Genomic DNA, 19,073 nt, shown 5'->3' with positions numbered 1-19,073 from the left:
AGCGCTCGCGAATTGGGTAATTTCCCTGAGTTTCGCGAGACACGAAAGAGACGGTCGTGTGTTGCAATGCGACTGACCATGGAACATGCAACGACCTCCGTTTCCACCGCCCGCCGCGGCCTTCCGCGGCTGTGCTTCATGAGCTACCGGCAGATCCGCGAGTTCGCGCTGCCCGTGGTGGCGGAGTTCGTCGGCCGGGCCGACATCGAGGTGGTCGACGGCACCTTCGGCGATGCGCTCGCCACCGCGCGCGACCGCATCGAGCGCGGGCTCGTCGATGCCTTCGTGAGCGCCGGCTCGAATGCGAGCATCCTGCGCGCGGGGCTCGAGGCGCCGGTCGCGACGATTCAGCTCGGCGGCTTCGACCTGATGCAGGCGCTCATCAAGGCGCGGCGCATCTCGAGCCGCGTCGGCGTGGTGATGTACGGCCAGACCATCCCCGAACTCGACGAGGTGAAGGACCTGCTGAACATCGAGGTCAGCCAGTACGCCTACCAGACCCCCGACGATGCGCGCCAGCGCTTCGAGATGTTGCGGCGCGCCGGCTTCGACGTGATCGTGGGTTCGAGCCTCGTGGTCGAGCTTGCCGAGCAGGCCGGGCTGCACGGCCTGCTGGCCTATTCGCTCGCGAGCATCCGCAACGGCTTTGAGGATGCGCTCGAGCTCGCGCGCGTGGCGCGGCTCGAGGCCGGGCGCTACGAGCAGCTGAACGGCGTGCTGCACAACCTGCAGGAAGCCGTGCTCGCGGTGGATCGCGACAACCGCATCATCGCGGCCAACCCGCCGATGCAGCAGCTGCTCGGGCGCGGTTCGGCGCGGCTCCTGGGCCGCTCGCTCGACGCTGCGCAGCCCGAGCTCTCGTTGCAGGCCACGCTCGAAACCGGCCTCGAGGAGCGCGCGCTGGTGCAGCGCTTCGCGCAGCGCGACTGGGTCGTCAACCGCACGCCGATCCGCGAACATGGCGAGATCGTCGGTGCGGCGCTCACGGCGTACGACGCGCGCGCGATCCAGCAGGCCGACACCAGCCTGCGCATGCAGCACGGCCGGCGCCAGAGCGCGGCGCGCCACCGCTTCGACAGCCTGATCGGGCAGAGCCCTGCGTTCCTGCGCGCGGTGCGGACCGCGCAGCGCTTCGCGGGCAACGACCTCACGGTGCTGATCGCGGGCGAGAGCGGCGCCGGCAAGGAGCTGTTCGCGCAGGCGATCCACAACGGCAGCGCGCGGGCGGGGCGGCCGTTCGTCGCGATCAACTGCGCGGCCTTTCCCGAGGCGTTGCTCGAGAGCGAGCTGTTCGGCTACGAGGAGGGCGCCTTCACGGGCTCGCGCCGCGGCGGCAAGCGCGGGCTGTTCGAGACCGCGCACACGGGCACGCTGTTCCTCGACGAGATCGGCGATATGCCGCTGCACCTGCAGACGCGGCTGCTGCGCGTGCTGCAGGAGCGCGAGATCACGCGCCTGGGCGCCACCGCGCCGATTCCGGTCGACGTGCGCGTGATCGCCGCCACCCACCAGCCGCTGGACCAGATGATCCGCGACCGCAGCTTCCGGCAAGACCTGTACTACCGCATAAACACGCTGCGGCTCGCGCTGCCGGCGCTGCGCGAACGCCCCGAAGACGTGTCGCTGCTGGCCGAAGCGCTGCTCGGCGGCTGCCTGCGGCGCCTAGGCGTGGCCTTCGATGCGCGGCGCGCGCTCGCGCCGCTGCGGGCGCGGCTCGAAGCCCACCCCTGGCCCGGCAACGTGCGCGAGCTGGAGAACCTCTGCGAGCGCCTCGCGGTCTTCCTCTCGCAGTTCGAGCGCCTCGAGGTGGTGCGCTGGGACGAGCTGCCGCAAGAATGCCCCGAGATCTTCGCGGCCGACCCGCTGCCCGCGGCAGCAGCCGGGGCCGCGGACGTCTCGCCACGGGCACGGCTTGCCGAGGTGATGGCCGCGCACGGCGGCCATCGGCGCAATGCCGCACGCGAACTCGGCGTGAGCCGCTCCACGCTGTGGCGCTGGCTGCGCGAAGGCAGCGCGTAGGACGCACCCGCGCCACGAGGCCCAGTTAAGCTCGCGCCCCATGAAGCGCAACAGCAGCAGCCACAGCACGCCCCGATCCTCCGGCACCAAGGCGCCCGCGCCGCCGCCGCCCGCGGTGTCCGATGTGCCCGTCTCGGCGGTGCTCGCGCGCATCGAGACGCTGTGGTCCTCGCTCGGCCCGGTGGGCCAGCGCATCGCCGACTTCATCGTGAAGAACCCCCGCGAGGTCGTCCACATGTCGGTGAGCGAGGTGGCCGAGCGCACCGGCTCGAGCGAAGGCAGCATCGTGGGCCTGTGCAAGAACCTCGGCGCCACGGGCTTCCAGCAGATCAAGATCGCGCTCGCGCAGGAGATCGTGCGGCCGGTGCAGTTCATCCACGAAGACCTCGACCCGCAGGACAAGGCCGATGCGGTGATCCGCAAGATCTTCCAGAGCAACGTGCAGACGCTGCACGACACGGAGGCCACGCTCGACGCCCGGGCGATGGAGCGCGCCGTCAGGCTGATGCGCGAGGCTGAGCGCATCGAGATCTACGGCATCGGCAGTTCGGCCACCATCGCGGAGGATGCGCACTACCGCATGCTGCGCATCGGGCTCAACGCGAAGGTGGTGGTCGATTCGCACGTGCAGGCCATCAGCGCCTCGCTCACCGGACCCAAGGTGGCGGTGCTGACCATCTCGCATTCGGGCAGCACGCACGAGACGGTCACGGCCACGCGGCTCGCGAAGGAGGCGGGCGCCGGCACCGTGTGCATAACCAACTTCGGCAAGTCGCCGATCCAGGCCTTTGCCGACGTACTGCTCTTCACCATGGCGCGCGAGACCAGCTTTCGCACCGAGGCCATGACCAGCCGGCTTGCGCAGCTGGCGATCATCGACGTGCTGATCGCCTGCCTTGCGCTCTCGGACTACGACACCTCGGTGCGCACGCTGCGCCAGACCTTCGACGTGCTCTCGCTCAAGCGGTACTGAGGCGCGCCGGCTTCGGACGCCAGCAAACCCGCCACATTGGCCGCCACCGCCCCGGGCGCATGGCCCACCAGCAGGCAGCGCATGCCGAGCCGTTCGGCGCCCGCGGCATCGGTCAGCGGGTTGTCACCGACGACCACGGTGCGCTGCGGCTCCGCACCGAGGCGGCGCAGGCCTTCCTCGAACAGCAGCGGCGCGGGCTTGCCGATCACGCGCCAGGGCTGCACGCCGCTGGCCGCGACCACGGCCGCGAGCAGCGCGCCGGTCTCGGGCACCACGCGCCCCTGCGGACCGGGGTGCGTGGCATCGGCATTGGTCGCGACCAGCCTCGCGCCGCGCAGCAGTTCGTTGGCGACGGTGGCGAGCCTTGCATGGCTGAAGTGCATGTCGAGCGCGAGCAGTACGAAGTCGGCGTCGGTGCGCACCAGCGTGCAGCCCTCGGCCTGTGCGAAGCGCTGGAGCGCCGGGCTCGCGACCAGCAGCACGCGCGCGCCGGGGTGCTGCTGCACCATCTGCCGCACCGCAAGTTCGCCGGCCAGCACGATGCGCGCGGCCGGCACGCGCAGCCCCAGCCGGCGCAGCCGCTCGGCAAGGCCCTGGGCCGTGTGGGTGGAATTGTTCGAGACGATGGCGTAGCGGTCGTGGAAATGTGCGAGCAGCTCGGCCGCGCCCGCGATCGCTTCGTTCTGCCGCACCAGCGTGCCGTCGAGGTCGACCAGCAGGTGGCGGGCCTGCGCGAGCCAGCCGTCCGGCGGGGCGTTGCTGCCGTGGTCGTTGTCGTTTTCGCTGCTGCGATGCGCTGTCGTCGGGGGTTGGATGCTCATGGATCTCCGGTGATGCCGCCGGGTGGCGCGGCCATGGCGCCGGATTGTATTGAACATTGCTCAGTCAATATGCCAATTTAAAATGAGCTATTTTCATTTGCCTGTCATCTTCGGTTTTTAAGCTCAACGGCATCCAAGCGGGAAAGCCCGCTTTTGCCCACAGATCCGAACCCGAGGAAACCAATCATGAAAAAGCGCCTGGCCTTCGCCGCTGCCGCCGCACTCTCGCTGTCCGCAGCGCTCTTGTCGCTCCCGTCGCACGCACAAACGGTGGCCGACGGCTCGCGCGAGCGTCCGCTTCGCGTGCTGCTGATCCCCGCCGATGGCGGCACGGAGTCGGGCACCAAGGCCGACTATGCGCCGGTGTTCAACGCCATCACGCGCACCACCGGCCTGAACTTCGACCTGAAGGTCGGGCAGTCGTACGGCGCGGTGGTCGAGGGCATGTGCAACCAGCTTGCCGACATCGCCTTCTTCGGCCCCGTGTCGTACGTGCAGGCCCACAAGCGCGGCTGCGCACAGCTGCTGGCCGTGGGCGTGGAGAAGGGCGCCTCGGTGTACTACGCAGGCATGTTCGCCAAGGCCGCCGCGCCGATCGCCTCGGTCCAGGACCTGAAGGGCAAGCGCGTGGCCTTCGGCGACGTCAACTCGGCCTCGAGCTTCACGTTCCAGGTCGCGATGCTGCTGGACGCGGGCATGGACCCGGCGAAGGACCTCGGGGCCATCCGCATGACCGGCAGCCATGCCAGCAGCCTGGCCGCGCTGGTGCAGGACCAGGTCGACGTGGCCTCGCTCTCGTTCGACTCGTACGAGAAGGCCGTGAAGCAGGGCGTGGTCGATCCGAAGACGGTGAAGGTCATCGCCCGCAGCATGCCCATTCCGTACCCGCCGCTGGCGCTCAACTCGAAGCTGCCCGAGCCGCTGAAGGCGAAGCTGAAAGAGGCCTTCCAGACGGTGAACAAGGCGCCCGGCATCACCCCCGACATGATCCGCGGCTATGGCGGCAGCAAGATCGATGGCTACGACACCAAGTTCTCGGAAGACGAGTTCAACGTGGCAGCCGAGAAGCTCGGCCTGCTGACCGACGAGCTCAAGGGCCGCATCCTGGCCAAGGCCGCGCAGCGCTGAGCCCGCACGCCATGCTGAGTTTCGATTCGGTCGCGATGCGCTACGCCGACGGCACGCGCGCCGTCGATGGCGTCTCGCTGCAGGTGCCTGCGGGGCAGTTCTGCGTGGTGCTGGGCGCCTCGGGCGCGGGCAAGTCCACGTTGCTGCGCATGGCCAACGGGCTGGTCAAGCCCACGCAGGGCGCGGTGCGGGTCGAGGGCGTTGCCATCGCCGCCGCTTCGCTGGCCCGCATCCGGCCGCGCATCGGCATGATCCACCAGCAATTCAACCTCGTGCTGCGTTCGACCGTCGCCGAGAACGTGCTGTCGGGCGCGCTGCCCGCACTGCCGACCTGGCGCGCGCTGCTCGGCCTTTTCTCCGAGGCGCAACGTGCCAAGGCCTGCGCGCTGGTCGAATCGGTCGGCCTGCAGGAGCAGCATCTTCTGCGCCGCGTGAGCGAACTGTCGGGCGGCCAGCAACAGCGCGTGGGCATCGCGCGCGCCTTCATGCTGGACCCGCCGCTGGTGCTGGCCGACGAGCCGGTCGCGAGCCTCGACCCGCAGACCAGCCACGACGTGCTGTCGCTGCTGCGGCAGCAGGCGCGCGAGCGCGGCACCACGGTGCTGTGCAGCCTGCACCAGATCGAGCTGGCCTGCGAATTCGCCGACCGCATCGTCGCGCTGCGCCACGGCGCGGTGGTGTTCGACGGCGCGCCCGCGGGATTCGACCCGATGGTGTTCGATGCGGTCTACGGGCGCGAGCCGGCGCCGTTGCGGGCGGCACCCGAAGCTCGACCGCCGCTGCATACCGGTGCGTTGGAGCTCGCGCCATGAGTCGGCCCGCATCGGCCTGGGAACTTCCGCGCCCGTTCGGCGCCCGCAGCCTTGCCGTGCTGCTCATCGTGGTGGTGGCGGGCTTCTTCGCGGGCCAGCGCGTCGAGATGGGCCGCATGCTGTCGCTCTCAGGCGAAGCCGTGCTCGCGGCCGTGGGCTTGCGCGACCAGTCGCAGGTGCTGTCGGGCCTAGGCACCATCGCACGCTCGCTCTTTCCGCCGCAGGTGTCCGAACGCACCGAGGTCTCGCGCATCGAGGGCTTCGATGCGGATCGCCTGCCCTGGTTCTCCCACGTCGAGACCGAGACCTCGCGCCAGCCGAAGCTCAATCCCCAGACGCTGCAGATGGAAGAAGCGGTCGACCGGCGCGAGGTGCTGGTGGAGCCCTTCGGCTACCTCTGGCATGTGGCGGTGAAGATGCTCGAGACCTTCGAGATCGCCATCTGGGCCACGCTGCTGGCCATGGTGCTGAGCGCGCCGCTCGCCTGGTGCAGCGCGAAGAACTACACGCCGAACGCCGTTGTGTACACGCTCGCGCGCAGCGTGGTCGGCATGTTCCGCGCGGTGCCCGAACTGGTGAGCGCGCTGTTCCTGGTGATCGCCTACGGCTTCGGCCCGATCGCCGGCGTGCTGGCGCTTGCGCTGCACTCGGCGGGCTTTCTCGGCAAGTTCTACGCCGAAGACATCGAGACCGCCGACGACAGGCCGCAGGAAGCCCTTCGCGCCATCGGCGCCAACAAGCTCAAGGTGATGCGCTTAGCGGTGCTGCCGCAGGTGATGCCGCAGTTCATCGCCTACACGCTGTACATCCTCGACCGCAATGTGCGCATGGCCACCGTGGTGGGCCTGGTGGGCGCGGGCGGCATCGGCCAGGAGCTCAAGGGCCGCTACGACATGTACAACTACGCGCACGTCGGAACGATCCTGATCGCGATCTTCCTGACGGTGCTCTTGCTCGACAGGGTCGCAGCCAGGCTGCGCAGCCGCTATGCCTGAGCCCTGACGAACGCCCGCCCGGGCCACCCGACTCCCTTTGCTTTTCTCCGCCGCGGCGCAGGCCCTTCAAGGCCTGCGCGGCCCGGCTTCGCCCTGCATTTGCTTTTCACGCCCCTTCGACCACAGAAAAGGACAGCTTCATGACCCCACGTTCCTCCCGGTATGGCCTCGCTGCGGCGGGCTTTCTCCTGTGCCTGAGCCTTGCCGCCTGCGGCGGTGGTGGTGGCGGCGGCGGCGGTGGACTGCCGTTCCTGCCGCCCGGGCAGACGCCACCGCCCACCGACCAGCCGAACCCGCCCGAGACGCCGGCCGCGCCCGTTCTCAAGTGCGCGCCCTGAGCGCCACGCTTGCCTTGCAACTTCCCTGCGTTGAAAGAACACCCATGAACACCTCCAACCGCCGCGATTTCTTCCGCAAGTCGGCAACCGCCATCGGCGCCGCCTCGGCCATGACGATGCTGCCGCCGGCCATCCGCAAGGCGCTCGCGATCGAGGCCGCCGTCGAGACCGGCACCATCAACGACGTCAAGCACATCGTGATCCTGATGCAGGAGAACCGCAGCTTCGACCACTACTTCGGCACGCTGCGCGGTGTGCGCGGCTTCGGCGACCGCTTTCCGATCCCGCTGGCCAACGGCAAGCCGGTGTTCTTCCAGGCCGACCCCGCGGGCGGCCCGGAGATCCAGCCGTTCCGCCGCGACTCGCGCATCGCCAACGCGCTGATCGGCTCGGGCACGCCGCACAACTTTCCCGACCAGCAGGCCGCGTGGAACCAGGGAAAGATGGACACCTGGATCCAGTTCAAGAACCAGGCGACGATGGGCTACTTCGTGCGCGAAGACATTCCGTTCCAGTTCGCGCTGGCCGATGCCTTCACGATCTGCGACGGCTACCACTGCTCGATCCTCACGGGCACCGACCCGAACCGCATCGTGTTCATGTCGGGCTCGAACTTCAACCCCGAGCTGCGCAAGAAGGGCATCAATTGCACCGACACCGACTCCGAACCTGTCAACTCGCGCTGCTGGCCGAAGCCTGCCAACTGGGTCGCGGGCCGTGCGCAGCAGGCCGACGGCTCGGGCCAGATCGATCCGGCCACCGGTGTGCACAACTACAAGTACGTCAACAGCGCGTTCAAGTGGGACACGCTGCCCGACCTGCTGCAGCGCGCGGGCATCAGCTGGCACATCTACCAGAACATGAACAACAACTGGACCGGCGCCATGCACGGCGGCCTGGCCTTCGAAAGCTTCCGCACCGCGCAGCCGGGTTCGCCGATCTATGAGCATGGCCTGACGGGCGGCCCCAATACGGCGGACGGCGCGACCAACTTCCTCGCCCAACTCAAGCAGGACGTGATGAACGACACGCTGCCGCAGGTCTCGTGGGTGCTGCCGACGCAGGCGCTGGCCGAGCATCCGGGCAGCAGCGAAGGCGTGGCGGGTGCCGCCGACTTCATCGCCGACGTGCTGGCCGCGCTCACCTCCAACCCGGCGGTCTGGAGCAAGACGGCGCTGTTCGTGACCTTCGACGAGAACGACGGCTTCTTCGACCACCTGGCCATGCCCGCAGTGCCGTCGTACGACGCCAGCGGCAACCTGATGGGCAAGTCGACCGTGCCGCTCGACGGCGAGTACTTCGACGCCTCGGTGGGCAGCTACCTGAGCGCCGCAGACACCACCAGCGGCAAGATCCGCCCCTGGGGCCTGAGCTCGCGCGTGCCGATGTACGTGATCTCGCCGTGGAGCAAGGGCGGCTGGGTCAATTCGGAGGTGTTCGACCACACTTCGGTCGGCCGCTTCCTGGAGAAGCGCTTCGGCATCACGGTGGACGCGATCAGCCCGTGGCACCGCGCCGTCTGCGGCGACCTGACTTCGTGCTTCGACTTCGTGAGCCCTAACGATCCGGTCATGCCCGCGCTGCCCGACACCAGCAACTTTCCGGCTGTCAACGCGGCGCAGCGACTGTTGCCGACGGCGCCCGTACGGACCGCGCCCGCCACCCCGCAGCCGCTCTACCAGGAGACCGGCACCCGCTTCTCGCGCGCGCTGCCGTACGAGCTGCACACCAGCGCGCGCATCGAGCCGCGCGGCCTGGTGTCGCTGGTGTTCGCCAACACCGGCACGCAGGGCGCGGTGTTCCACGTCTACGACAAGCTGCACCTGGACCGCATTCCGCGCCGCTACACGGTCGAGGCCGGCAAGCAGCTGGCCGACCACTGGAACACCGGCGCCAGCGACAGCGGCAAGTACGACCTCTGGGTCTGCAGCAGCAACGGCTTCGTGCGCAGCTTCTCGGGCGATGCGCTCGCCACCGACACCGCGGCCTTCAAGCCCGAGGTGCAGGTCTGCTACGAGCCCGCGAACGGCCAGGTCTACGTGAAGGTGCACAACACCGGCAAGGCGGGTGGCACCGTGACGGTGACGGCCAACGCCTACCGCACTGACGGCCCCTGGACGCTCGACGTGGCCGCGGGCCAGACCGGCGTGCTGCACTGGAACCTCGACGGCAGCGGCCACTGGTACGACTTCACGGTGACCGCCGAACACTTCGAGCGCCGCTTCGCGGGCCGCGTCGAAACGGGCAAGCCCGGCGTGAGCGATCCCGCCATGGCGATGCACCTGGAGGGGTAAACAGATGACGCACCCCATTCACTTTCATCGCCACGCGCGTGCCGCGGCCGTGTTCGGTCTGGCCGTCGCGCTCGGTGCGGCCTGCAGCATGGCGTCGGCCCAGCCGGTCGCCTGGGATCCGGCCAAGAAGAACCTCGGCATCGGCGAGAACGCCGGCACCACCGGCGTCACCGGCAGCAACAACCAGGCCATCGGCGGCAATGCCGGCAACAATGTCTCGACCCAGTGGAACCTGGGCATCGGCGAGGCCGCCGGCACCAACGTGAGCGGCGGCAACGCCAACACGGCCATCGGCTTCAATGCGGGCCAGAACGTGGTGGGCGGATGGAACCAGTCCATCGGCCGCAGCGCGGGCCAGAACGTGACCGGCAACTACAACAACGCCACGGGCTTCTGGGCCGGCACCAACGTGACCGGGTCGCACAACAGCGCCTACGGCACCAATGCGGGCCGCACCGTCACCGGCAGCAACAACCAGGCCTTCGGCCAGGGCGCGGGCAACAACGTGGGCACCAACTGGAACCTGGCGATTGGCGAGGGCGCGGGCTCCAACGTGTCGGGCAAGAACGCCAACCAGGCGATCGGCTACTACGCGGGCACCAACGTGGTTGGCGGGTGGAACCAGTCGATGGGCCGCAGTGCGGGCCAGAACGTGACCGGCGACTACAACAACGCGACCGGCTTCTGGGCCGGCACCGACGTGACCGGCAGCGGCAACGAGGCCTACGGCAGCAACGCGGGGCGCAACGTGGTCGGCAACGGCAACCAGGCCTACGGCGCCGATGCGGGGCGCGGCGTGAACGGCAGCAACAACATCGCCACGGGCCAGGGTGCGGGCGCCGGCGTGAGCGGCACGGGCAACCAGGCGTCGGGGCAGATGGCCGGTGCGCAGGTTGCGGGCAACTACAACGTCGGCATCGGGCAGGCTGCGGGCGGTGGCGTCGAGGGCCACCGCAACGTAGCGGTCGGCGACGCGGCGGGGCAGGGCGTGGTCGGCAACCACAACATCGCGCAAGGCAGCGGCGCGGGCCAGAGCGTCGTGGGCAGCGGCAACATCGCGATCGGCACCGATGCCGGCGTGTACGTCAACGCGAGCCAGGCGATCTCGCTGGGTACCGCCGCGCGCGCGAGCGCCGACGACGCCATGGCCATCGGCAGCAACGCAACGGCTTCGCACGCCGGCAGCGTGGCACTGGGCGCGGGCAGCGCGACCACCCGCGGCGCGCAGTCGAACTACGTGGCCGCCGGCCTGGCGGCGCCGCAGTCGTCGGCGGGCGAAGTGGCGCTCGGCAACCGCCAGCTCACCGGCGTGGCGCCCGGCAGCGAACCGACCGACGCAACCAACGTGGGGCAGGTGCAGGGCATGGTGCAGGACGGCGTGGCCTCGGCCAACACCTACACCGACACCGTCGCCGCGCAGGGCCTGCCTTTCGGCAAGGCCTACACCGACCTCACGGCCGCATGGCTGCAGAACCGGATCGACGACAACGCGCGGCGTGCCTATGCAGGCATCGCGGGCGTCGCGGCGATGGAAGCTGCGCCGATCGTGCCCGGCAAGATCAGCTACGCGGTGGGGCTCGGCAACTTCCGCAGCGAGAGCGCCATGGGCGGATCGCTGCGCCGCACCTCGCAGGACGGGCGCTACAGCGTCACGCTCGGCGTGGGCGCGACCAGTTCGGGCGTGGTGAGCCGGGTGGCGTTCACCGGCGTCTTCGACTGAGGCGGTGCCGGATCATTTGCCCGCGAGCACGAAGCGCTTGCGGATGCCGCCCGCGGCCGAAGGCGCGACCCACAGGTCGAACTCGCCGGGCTCGACCACCGGCTTCATGTCGCGACCCATGAAGGCCAGGTCGGCGGCCGCGAGCCTGAACTCGACCGCCTTCGACTCACCCGCCGCGAGACGCACCTTGCGGAAGGCCTTGAGCTCGCGCACCGGGCGCGTCACGCTGGCCGCGCGCTTGGCGATGTAGAGCTGCACCACTTCCTCGGTCTCGCGCCGGCCGGTGTTGGTGACCGTGGCCCGCACGTCGAGCGCGCCGCCGGGCGCCAGGCGCTCGCTGCCGAGCGCCACGCCGTCGTAGCGCACCGGCGCATAGCCCATGCCCCAGCCGAAGGGAAAGAGCGCCCGGTTGGTGGTGTCGAGGTAGCGCGTGCGAAAGGCCATCTGCGCATCGTTGTCGGGCGGCGGCCGGCCGGTGCGCTTGTGGGCGTAGTAGAACGGCACCTGCCCGGCGGTCTGCGGAAAGCTCACGGGCAGCCGGCCCGAGGGGTTGAAGTCGCCGAACACCACGTCGGCGATCGCATGGCCGGTCTGCACGCCGAGGAACCACGTCACCAGGATCGCGCGCGCATTGCGTACCGCGCCCCTGAGCGCCATCGCGCGGCCGTTGCTCAGCAGCACGACCACCGGCTTGCCGGCGGCGGCCACGGCCTCGGCCAGGTCCTGCTGCGCCTGCGGCAGGCCGATGTCGGTGCGCGAGCGCGACTCGCCCGACATGCGCTCGCTCTCGCCCACGGCCAGCACCACCACGTCGGCGGCGCGCGCGGCGGCAACCGCGGCTTCGATGCCGCCCGCGAGCGCGGTGTCGACGTTCGAGCCGCGCACCACCGTGAGCGAGGCCGGATCGCCGAGCGCGGCCCGCAGGCCGTCGTCGATGCCCACGGGCGCCGCCTGGCCCGGGAACAGGCTCCAGGCGCCGAGCAGGTCCTGCGTGCCCGAGGCAAAGGGCCCGACCAGCGCGATCTTCTGGCCAGCCTTCTGCAGCGGCAGCAGCTCGCCTTCGTTCTTGAGCAGCACCACCGAGCGGCGCGCACTCTCGCGCGCGAGTGCTAGCGTGGCCGGATCCGACGGGCGCTCGGCGGCGGGCGGGCCTTCGAGCCCGCGGAACGGATGCTCGAACAGGCCGAGCTTCTGCTTGACGCGCAGCACGCGCCGCACCGCATCGTCGAGCCGCGCCATCGGCACCTCGCCCGAGGCGACGAGGCCCGGCAGTTCGCGCATGTACAGGCCGCTCTGCATGCTGACGTCGGTGCCGGCGAGAAAGGCCTGCTTCGCGGCCTCGCGGCCGTTGGCGGCGTAGCCGTGCGCGATCAGTTCCTCGTCGGCCGTGTAGTCCGACACCACGAAGCCCTGGAACTGCCATTCGCGGTGCAGCACGCCGGTGAGAAGGGCGGGGTTGGCAATCGACGGAATGCCCGAGATCTCGTTGAAGGCGCTCATCATCGACAGCGCCCCGGCATCCACCGCGGCCTTGAACGGCGGCAGGTAGACCTCGCGCAGCGTGCGCTCGGAGATGTCGGTGGTGTTGTAGTCGAGCCCGCCCTCGGCCGCGCCATAGGCCGCGAAGTGCTTGGGCGTGGCCAGCAGCGCGTCGCCGCGCGAGAGGTCGGGTCCCTGAAAGCCGCGCACGCGCGCGGCCGCGAACAGGCTGCCAAGGTACGGGTCTTCGCCGATGCCTTCGATGCCGCGGCCCCAGCGCGCATCGCGCGCGATGTCGAGCATCGGTGCAAAGGTCCAGCGGAAGCCGTCGGCGCTGGCCTCGACCGCCGCCGCGCGCGCCGTGCGCTCGGCCAGATCGGGCTCCCAGCTGGCGGTCTCGGCCAGCGGCATCGGGAAGATGGTGCGAAAGCCGTGGATCACGTCGGCGCCGTACAGGAGCGGAATGCCGAGCCGCGACTCGCGTACGGCCGCCTGCTGCAGCCGCAGCTTGCGCGCGAGCCCTTCGTTGTTGAACAGCCCCGTGACGCGGCCCGCGCGCACGTCGTCGATCTCGCGCTGCCCATTGCGCTGGTTCGCGGCCGGGTTGCCCGGGATGTTGGTGTCGGCCGGGCCGTAGAGGCTCAGCTGGCCGACCTTTTCCTCCACCGTCATGCGCGCGATCAGCGCTTCGGTGCGCGCATCGGCCTGGGCCTCGGGCGGCGGCGGCGCGCCCGTGGTGCAAGCGGTGAGAAGAAGGGAGGAGGAGAGGAGGAGGGCGTGGAGGCAGATGCGCATTGCCCCCATTTTTAAACGATTGCAAAGCAGGACCCGAACCGCCGGACGCTACGAAGTGTTTCTCCCTCCCCCTCCGGGGAAGGGTTGGGGTGGGGGCAGGCAGCGTGCGCGAAGTGGCGCTGCGTCTCAATCCACCCGGTTCACCAGCCCCCGTCCCTCGACCCAGCGCCCCAGGTTGTCGAGGAACATCGCCGCCACGCGCGCCTCGTTGCCGTCCGAATGGCCCGCCGTGTGCGGCGTGACGATCACGTTGGGCAGTGCCCACAGCGGCGACGCGGGCGGCAGCGGCTCTTCGGCGAACACGTCCAGGAAGGCGCCGCCCAGCGCGCCGCTCGCGAGTGCCTCGATCAGCGCGGGCTCGTCGACCACCTCGCCGCGCGCCACGTTCACCACGCAGGCGCCGCGCGGCAGCAGCGCGAGCGCCCGTGCATCGACGAGCCCGCGCGTGCGCTCGCTCAGCGGGCAGGCCAGCACCAGCCAGTCGGCACGGGGCAGCACGGCATGCAGTTGCTCGTAGCGCACGCTTTGCTCGGCGGGCGCGCCTGCGGCCACGTCGCTGCCGCGCACCGCTACCACGCGCAGGCCCAACGCGGCGAGCAGCGTGCCCAGGCCGCGGCCGATGGGGCCCCAGCCGACCAGCACCGCGGTCTGGCCCGCCAAGTCGCGCGGCAGCGCGTCGCCGGCCACGAGCGGGGCCCACGCATGCTGGCGCTGCGCTTCCATCAGCTGCGGAAAGCGCCGCGCGAGCATCAGGAGGCCGGCCAGCGCGCTTTGCACCACCACGCCCGCATTGGCGCCCGACGAAGTCGTCACCTCGACACCGCGCGCGCGCAGCTCGCCGTACACCGGCCGGTCGGCGCCGGCGGAATGCGCATGCACCCAGCGCAGCGACAGTGCATTGCGCAGTGCATCGTGGAAGACCTGTGTGTGCGGCTGCAGCCGGTGCTTGGTCGACAAGCCGGTGACGTCACGCGAGACGAAAGCCACGTCGGCGTCCTCGCCCGGGACGACGATCGCGTGCGGCCGCCCGGCGAGCGCGGCCGCGAGCCCGGCGGCGGTCTGCGCCGCACCGCCGGGCGACATCAGGATGCGCAGCGGCGGCGTCACTCGGCCACGGCGCCCGACTCGCGCACGATCGTCTTCCACTTCTCGTACTCGCTGCGCGTGAACTTGCCGAACTGCTCGGGCGATCCGCCGATCGGGTCGGCGCCTTCGCGGATCATCTGCGCCTCGAGCGGCGGCAGCACCTCGTTGACCGACTTGTTGAGCAGCGCAACCACCGCCTGCGGCGTGCCCTTTGGCGCGAAGAAGCCGAACCACGAACCGGCCGAGAAGTCGGGAAAGCCCTTCTCGGCCACCGTGGGCACGTCGGGCAGCGAGCGCGAGCGCTTCGGGCTGCTGACCGCGAGCGCGCGCAGCTTACCGGCCTTGATGTGCGAGATCACCGAGGGGATGGTCGCGAACATGAACTGCACGCGCCCGCCGAGCAGGTCGTTGAGCGCGGTCGCGCCCTTGTAGGGCACGTGCAGCGTCTCGGCGCCCGCGCGCTTGCTGAGCATGAAGCTCGACAGGTGCGACGAGGTGCCGATGCCCGTCGAGCCGTAGTTGAGCTTGCCCGGGTTGGCCTTGGCGTAGGCAAGGAATTCCTCGAGCGTCTTCGCGGGAACGTCGGGATGGACCACGAGCACGTTCGGCACGTCGGCGATCTGCACCACGGGCACGAGGTCGGTGAGCGGGTCGTAGGGCATGTTCTTGTAGAGCGTCTGGTTCACCGCCATCGGGCCGACCGAATTGACGATGAGCGTGTAGCCGTCGGCCGGTGCACGCACCACGAACTCGGTGCCGATGTTGCCGCCCCCGCCGGGTTTGTTGTCGATGACGAAAGGCTGCTTGAGCTTCTCGCTCAGCTTCTGCGCCACGGCGCGCGCGAGGATGTCGGTGGTGCCACCGGCGGTGAAGGCCACGACCACGCGCACGGGCTTGTTCGGGTAGTCGCTTGCCTGCGCGGCGGCAGGGCGTGGGGCGTAAAGGCCGGCGGCCAGCAGCAGCGCGGCCAGGCCGGCAGTGGCTGCGCGGCGGCGGCGCGGGAGGGCGGGGGTGAGTGCGGTCATTGTCTTTGTCTCCGTTGTGTTTTCGTGTGGTTGCGTTTGGGGTGCGTCTTGTGTTCAGTCGCGAAAGCCCGGGTCCATGCGGTCGAGCTTGCGCAGCAGCGCGGGCCATTCCATGAGGCCGTAGGGCCGTCGCGTGCCGGGCTGGTAGTTGTTCCAGGTTTCTTCGAGCACGTGCTGCGGCACCGACCGCAGCGGCGTGTTGCACGACATCGCGCCGATCTGCGCTCGGCAGGCCAGCTCGAGCCGGTGCATCCAGTTGAAGGCTTCGCCGACGCTGCGGCCCACCACGAGCGCGCCGTGGTTGCGGAAGATCACGGCCTCGCGGTCGCCGAGGTCGGCGAGCAGCGACGCCTGCTCCGCCTTGTCGAGCACCACGCCCTGGTAGTCGTGGTAGCCGATCTTCAGGAAGCGCATCGCTGTCTGCGTGAGTGGCAAGAGGCCGCATTCGAGCGAGGACACGGCCATCGAGGCCCAGCTGTGCGTGTGGATCACGCAGGCCACCTCGGGCCGCGCGGCGTGCACTGCGCTGTGGATCACGTAGCCGGCCTTGTTGATGCCGTAGTCGAGCGCGCCGAAGTCGGGCTTGGCGAGGATCTCGCCGTTCGCATCGACCTTGATGAGGCTCGAGGCGGTGATCTCCTCGTACATCATCCCGTACGGATTGATGAGGAAGGCGCCCGGCTCGCCGGGCACGTGCGACGAGATGTGGTTGGCCATCATGTCGGACATGCCGTAGAGATCGACCAGCCGGTAGCAGGCCGCGAGGTCGATGCGGGCCTGCCATTCGGCTTCGGAGCAGCGGCCTTTCATGGAAGGGATCTGGAGCACGCCGGGAGCGTTCATCGTGGGGTTCCTTGCGACGGGTTCATGAAAGAGAGAAAAAAGGAGGGCGGTCAGTCGGCGCCGAGCTGCAGGCGGTTCGGCAGCCGCTTCTCGATCGCGAACTTCAAAAGCGCCGCCGAGCGGAAGATGCCGTGCGCGAACTTGCCGTAGGGCAGCGTGAGGAACAGCGCCATCACCACGCCCAGATGCACCGCGAGCAGCAGCGCCATGAAGCCGGTGTCGCGCCAGGCGAGCAGCGCCAGGCCGGTGAGGCTGGTGAGCAGCAGCAGCGCGATGAAGCCGCGGTCCATCGGCCGCTGCGCCACGTCGCCATGCGCGGCGTCGCGCCGCAGGTTCATCCACAGCAGGCCGACCGGGCCGATCACCAGGCCGATGCCGCCCGCGGTGCCGAGCAGCACCGGCAGGCTCGTGAGCGCATAGGGTGCGGGCAGGCCGAGCAGGTAGTGGTAGAGCGTGGCCACGCTGGTGGAGGCGAAGCACAGCATGAAGCCGTAGAAGGTGAAATGGTGGAAGCGCCGGCGCCAGAGCGTGAAGCGGTCGTCCTCGTTGTTGCAGCCCTCGCCGTGGCCGCCGCCCAGGTACCTGAGGCGCAGCACGTCGTGTGCGGCCTCGGCCCCCGCGGCGGCGCGCACGCCCGCCACCGACGGCGCGTCGCGCACGTCGTTGGCGGGTGACACCTCGCGCCAGAAGCGCCGCGTGCCCATGGCCAGCGCAAACACCACGAACAGGAACACCGCGCCGAACAGGCCCGCCAGCAAGTTGTGCGGAAAGATCGCGTAGAAGTCGCCCGCGAGCGGTTCGTGCAGCAGCGAGCCCGACATGGCCACCGCCAGCACGAGGAACAGCGCCAGCCCGCCCGCGAGCGCCAGCGCCACCGTGAGGCCCGCGCGGCGGTAGAGCGCGCCCATGGCGGGCGGCCAGGCGTAGTCGTGGTAGGTCTGCAGGCGCACCTGCGCCATGGCCTGCGGCACGTTGACCGCAAATTCGTGCGGCGGCGCGTACTGGCAGGCATGCAGGCAGGCGCCGCAGTTGTGGCAGAGGTTGGCGAGGTAGTGCGTGTCGGCCTTGCCGAACTCGAGCCGTCGCGTCATGGCCGGGAACACGGCGCAGAACCCTTCGCAGTAGCGGCAGGCATTGCAGATCTGCAGGATGCGCGCGACCTCGGCCTCGCTCGCGGCCAGCGGCAGGGCGGGGCGGATCGGGATCACGCGCGGCGAGGCGCTGCCGATGCCGTCGGCATCTCCATCGGCATCCGCACGCGCACGCGCGACCAGGTCAGTGAGCTGCTGCAAGGCGGGCCTCCGGATTCTTGTTGGACAGTGCGGCTGCCGCTTTCGCCGCCTGCGTGCCGGCGATGCGGCCGAAGGCCGTGCCGATGCTCATGCCGACGCCGGCCGTGTAGCCCTGGCCGAGCACGTTGCCGGCCATCATCTCGCCGGCCACGAACAGGTTGGGGCTCGGCCGGCCGCCGAAGCGCACCGCCGCGGTCTCGTCGACCTTCAGGCCGAGGTAGGTGAACGTGATGCCGGGCCGCAGCGGGTAGGCATGGAACGGCGCGGTGTCGAGTGGGCGCGCCCAATGCGTCTTGGCGGGCGTGAGGCCTTCGGTGCGGCAGTCGTCGAGCGCGGTGTGGTCGAAGCGGCCGGGGCGGCAGGCGGCGTTGTAGTCCTGCACGGTGCGCACGAAGGCGGTTTCGTCCAGGCCGATCTTGCGCGCCAGTTCGCCGAGCGTGCCGGCCTGCGTGCCTTCGAACACCGGCGGCATGAAGCGGCCCACCGCCTTCTGGTCGATGACCGACCAGGCGATCTGGCCCGGCTGCTGCGCCACCAGGCGGCCCCAGATCGCATAGCGCTTGGGCCAGAAATCCTCGCCTTCGTCGTAGAAGCGCCGCGCCTCGCGGTTGACCACCACGCCGAGCGAGACGCAGTCGATGCGTGTGCAGATGCCGCCGTCGTAGAGCGGTGCGCGCGCATCGATCGCGACCATGTGGCCCTGCGACGGGTCACCGATGCTGTCGGCGCCCGCATCGATCATGTGCCTGAGCAGCACGCCCTGGTTGAAGCGGGTGCCGCGGATCAGGAAGTTGTCGGCCGGCCATTCGCCAAGCGCGTTCTGGCCCCAGGCCTCGCGCAGCCATTCGCGGTTCGACTCGAAGCCGCCGGCCGCGAGCACGCAGCTCTTCGCCGCGATGCGTTCGCCGGCCTCGGTGCGCACCGCCACGAAGCGCTCGCCGTCGCGCTCGACCGAGGCCACGGGCGTGTCGTAGCGCACCTGCACGCCGAGCCGTTCGGCGCTGCGGTAGTAGGCGTTGACGAGCGCCTTGCCGCCGCCCATGAAGAAGGCATTGGTGCGCGCGACATGCAGTGCGCCCGACAGCGGCGGCTGGAAATGCACGCCGTGGCGGCGCATCCAGTCGCGGCAGTTCGACGAGGCGCGGATCACCAGCCGCGCGAGGTGCTCGTCGGTCAGGCCGCCGGTCACCTTCAGCAGGTCCTGCCAGTATTCCTCTTCGGGGTAGGCATCGACCAGCACGTCCTGCGGCGCATCGTGCATGCAGCGCAGGTTGCGCGTGTGCTGCGAATTGCCGCCGCGCCACGCCTTCGGCGAGGCTTCGAGCAGCAGCACCGAGGCGCCGGCCTCGCGCGCCATCAGCGCGGCGCAGAGCGCGGCATTGCCACCGCCTACCACCAGTACGTCGATCAATCGTGGGTCTCCTTGGAATGCGTGGACTCTAAGGAGAGCGGC

Annotated in this window: 15 protein-coding genes; 8 read left to right on the top strand and 7 right to left on the bottom strand. The window is 69.9% G+C overall.

The features are described 5' to 3' along the window. Positions 1 to 78: 78 nt before the first annotated feature. Both prpR and AC3A6J_RS18875 read left to right on the top strand, forming a co-directional pair. Positions 79 to 2,019: a propionate catabolism operon regulatory protein PrpR gene (gene prpR, locus AC3A6J_RS18880; RefSeq protein ID WP_487861511.1), complete on the top strand. Its 1,941-nt coding sequence runs from the start codon at positions 79 to 81 to the stop codon at positions 2,017 to 2,019. A gap of 40 nt (positions 2,020 to 2,059) precedes the next feature. Further along, a complete protein-coding gene (locus AC3A6J_RS18875) occupies positions 2,060 to 2,992 on the top strand; it encodes a MurR/RpiR family transcriptional regulator (protein ID WP_487861510.1) in 933 nt (310 codons plus the stop codon). Here AC3A6J_RS18875 and AC3A6J_RS18870 read toward each other — a convergent pair. Further along, the gene (locus AC3A6J_RS18870) at positions 2,929 to 3,813 is read right to left on the bottom strand and encodes an HAD-IIA family hydrolase (RefSeq protein ID WP_487861509.1); all 885 of its coding nucleotides are present in this window, start codon (positions 3,811 to 3,813) and stop codon (positions 2,929 to 2,931) included. The two genes, AC3A6J_RS18875 and AC3A6J_RS18870, sit on opposite strands and share 64 nt — an antisense overlap. 186 nt (positions 3,814 to 3,999) lie before the next feature. Between AC3A6J_RS18870 and AC3A6J_RS18865 the strand changes: the two genes are divergently transcribed. From AC3A6J_RS18865 to AC3A6J_RS18840, 6 genes are all read left to right on the top strand, one after another. Continuing rightward, positions 4,000 to 4,941, top strand: a complete 942-nt coding sequence (locus AC3A6J_RS18865; protein ID WP_487861508.1) for a phosphate/phosphite/phosphonate ABC transporter substrate-binding protein — start codon at positions 4,000 to 4,002, stop codon at positions 4,939 to 4,941. Between the two features lie 11 nt (positions 4,942 to 4,952). After that, complete coding sequence (gene phnC, locus AC3A6J_RS18860) at positions 4,953 to 5,753, top strand: phosphonate ABC transporter ATP-binding protein (RefSeq protein ID WP_487861507.1); 801 nt, start codon at positions 4,953 to 4,955, stop codon at positions 5,751 to 5,753. Next, positions 5,750 to 6,748, top strand: coding sequence for a phosphonate ABC transporter, permease protein PhnE (gene phnE, locus AC3A6J_RS18855; RefSeq protein ID WP_487861506.1), 999 nt, complete (start codon positions 5,750 to 5,752; stop codon positions 6,746 to 6,748). Before phnC ends, phnE begins: the two co-directional genes overlap by 4 nt. 140 nt (positions 6,749 to 6,888) lie before the next feature. After that, the gene (locus tag AC3A6J_RS18850) at positions 6,889 to 7,086 is read left to right on the top strand and encodes a hypothetical protein (protein ID WP_487861505.1); all 198 of its coding nucleotides are present in this window, start codon (positions 6,889 to 6,891) and stop codon (positions 7,084 to 7,086) included. Between the two features lie 44 nt (positions 7,087 to 7,130). Next, a complete protein-coding gene (locus AC3A6J_RS18845) occupies positions 7,131 to 9,380 on the top strand; it encodes a phosphocholine-specific phospholipase C (RefSeq protein ID WP_487861504.1) in 2,250 nt (749 codons plus the stop codon). 4 nt (positions 9,381 to 9,384) lie between these two features. Continuing rightward, entirely contained in the window at positions 9,385 to 11,100 is a 1,716-nt protein-coding gene (locus AC3A6J_RS18840) for a YadA family autotransporter adhesin (protein ID WP_487861503.1), read from the top strand. A 12-nt stretch (positions 11,101 to 11,112) separates the two neighbouring features. Here the strand turns inward: AC3A6J_RS18840 and AC3A6J_RS18835 are convergent, their stop codons facing one another. The 6 genes from AC3A6J_RS18835 to tcuA form a co-directional block, all read right to left on the bottom strand. Continuing rightward, positions 11,113 to 13,374, bottom strand: coding sequence for a glycoside hydrolase family 3 N-terminal domain-containing protein (locus AC3A6J_RS18835; RefSeq protein ID WP_487861502.1), 2,262 nt, complete (start codon positions 13,372 to 13,374; stop codon positions 11,113 to 11,115). 126 nt (positions 13,375 to 13,500) lie between these two features. After that, complete coding sequence (locus AC3A6J_RS18830) at positions 13,501 to 14,457, bottom strand: D-2-hydroxyacid dehydrogenase (RefSeq protein ID WP_487861656.1); 957 nt, start codon at positions 14,455 to 14,457, stop codon at positions 13,501 to 13,503. Between the two features lie 20 nt (positions 14,458 to 14,477). Further along, positions 14,478 to 15,485 carry a Bug family tripartite tricarboxylate transporter substrate binding protein gene (locus AC3A6J_RS18825; protein WP_487861501.1) on the bottom strand — a complete coding sequence of 336 codons (1,008 nt, stop codon included), beginning with the start codon at positions 15,483 to 15,485 and terminating at the stop codon, positions 14,478 to 14,480. A gap of 54 nt (positions 15,486 to 15,539) precedes the next feature. Next, positions 15,540 to 16,328, bottom strand: a complete 789-nt coding sequence (locus AC3A6J_RS18820; RefSeq protein ID WP_487861500.1) for a class II aldolase/adducin family protein — start codon at positions 16,326 to 16,328, stop codon at positions 15,540 to 15,542. 50 nt (positions 16,329 to 16,378) lie between these two features. Beyond that, a complete protein-coding gene (gene tcuB, locus AC3A6J_RS18815; RefSeq protein ID WP_487861499.1) occupies positions 16,379 to 17,620 on the bottom strand; it encodes a tricarballylate utilization 4Fe-4S protein TcuB in 1,242 nt (413 codons plus the stop codon). Then, entirely contained in the window at positions 17,604 to 19,031 is a 1,428-nt protein-coding gene (gene tcuA, locus AC3A6J_RS18810; protein WP_487861498.1) for an FAD-dependent tricarballylate dehydrogenase TcuA, read from the bottom strand. Before tcuA ends, tcuB begins: the two co-directional genes overlap by 17 nt. Positions 19,032 to 19,073 lie beyond the last annotated feature (42 nt).

The organism is Variovorax sp. Soil_C_39 (genome assembly GCF_057656815.1).
The sequence above is the reverse complement of the archived record's forward strand: the minus strand, read 5'-3'. Positions and strand labels throughout refer to the sequence as shown.

Coding starts and splice junctions, on each gene's coding strand:
- phnC (WP_487861507.1), top strand. CDS start 4,953: ATGCTGAGTTTCGATTCGGTCGCGATGCGCTACGCCGACGGCACGCGC.
- AC3A6J_RS18835 (WP_487861502.1), bottom strand. CDS start 13,374: ATGCGCATCTGCCTCCACGCCCTCCTCCTCTCCTCCTCCCTTCTTCTC.
- AC3A6J_RS18865 (WP_487861508.1), top strand. CDS start 4,000: ATGAAAAAGCGCCTGGCCTTCGCCGCTGCCGCCGCACTCTCGCTGTCC.
- AC3A6J_RS18820 (WP_487861500.1), bottom strand. CDS start 16,328: ATGAACGCTCCCGGCGTGCTCCAGATCCCTTCCATGAAAGGCCGCTGC.
- AC3A6J_RS18845 (WP_487861504.1), top strand. CDS start 7,131: ATGAACACCTCCAACCGCCGCGATTTCTTCCGCAAGTCGGCAACCGCC.
- AC3A6J_RS18830 (WP_487861656.1), bottom strand. CDS start 14,457: ATGTCGCCCGGCGGTGCGGCGCAGACCGCCGCCGGGCTCGCGGCCGCG.
- AC3A6J_RS18875 (WP_487861510.1), top strand. CDS start 2,060: ATGAAGCGCAACAGCAGCAGCCACAGCACGCCCCGATCCTCCGGCACC.
- prpR (WP_487861511.1), top strand. CDS start 79: ATGGAACATGCAACGACCTCCGTTTCCACCGCCCGCCGCGGCCTTCCG.
- AC3A6J_RS18870 (WP_487861509.1), bottom strand. CDS start 3,813: ATGAGCATCCAACCCCCGACGACAGCGCATCGCAGCAGCGAAAACGAC.
- AC3A6J_RS18840 (WP_487861503.1), top strand. CDS start 9,385: ATGACGCACCCCATTCACTTTCATCGCCACGCGCGTGCCGCGGCCGTG.
- AC3A6J_RS18850 (WP_487861505.1), top strand. CDS start 6,889: ATGACCCCACGTTCCTCCCGGTATGGCCTCGCTGCGGCGGGCTTTCTC.
- phnE (WP_487861506.1), top strand. CDS start 5,750: ATGAGTCGGCCCGCATCGGCCTGGGAACTTCCGCGCCCGTTCGGCGCC.
- AC3A6J_RS18825 (WP_487861501.1), bottom strand. CDS start 15,485: ATGACCGCACTCACCCCCGCCCTCCCGCGCCGCCGCCGCGCAGCCACT.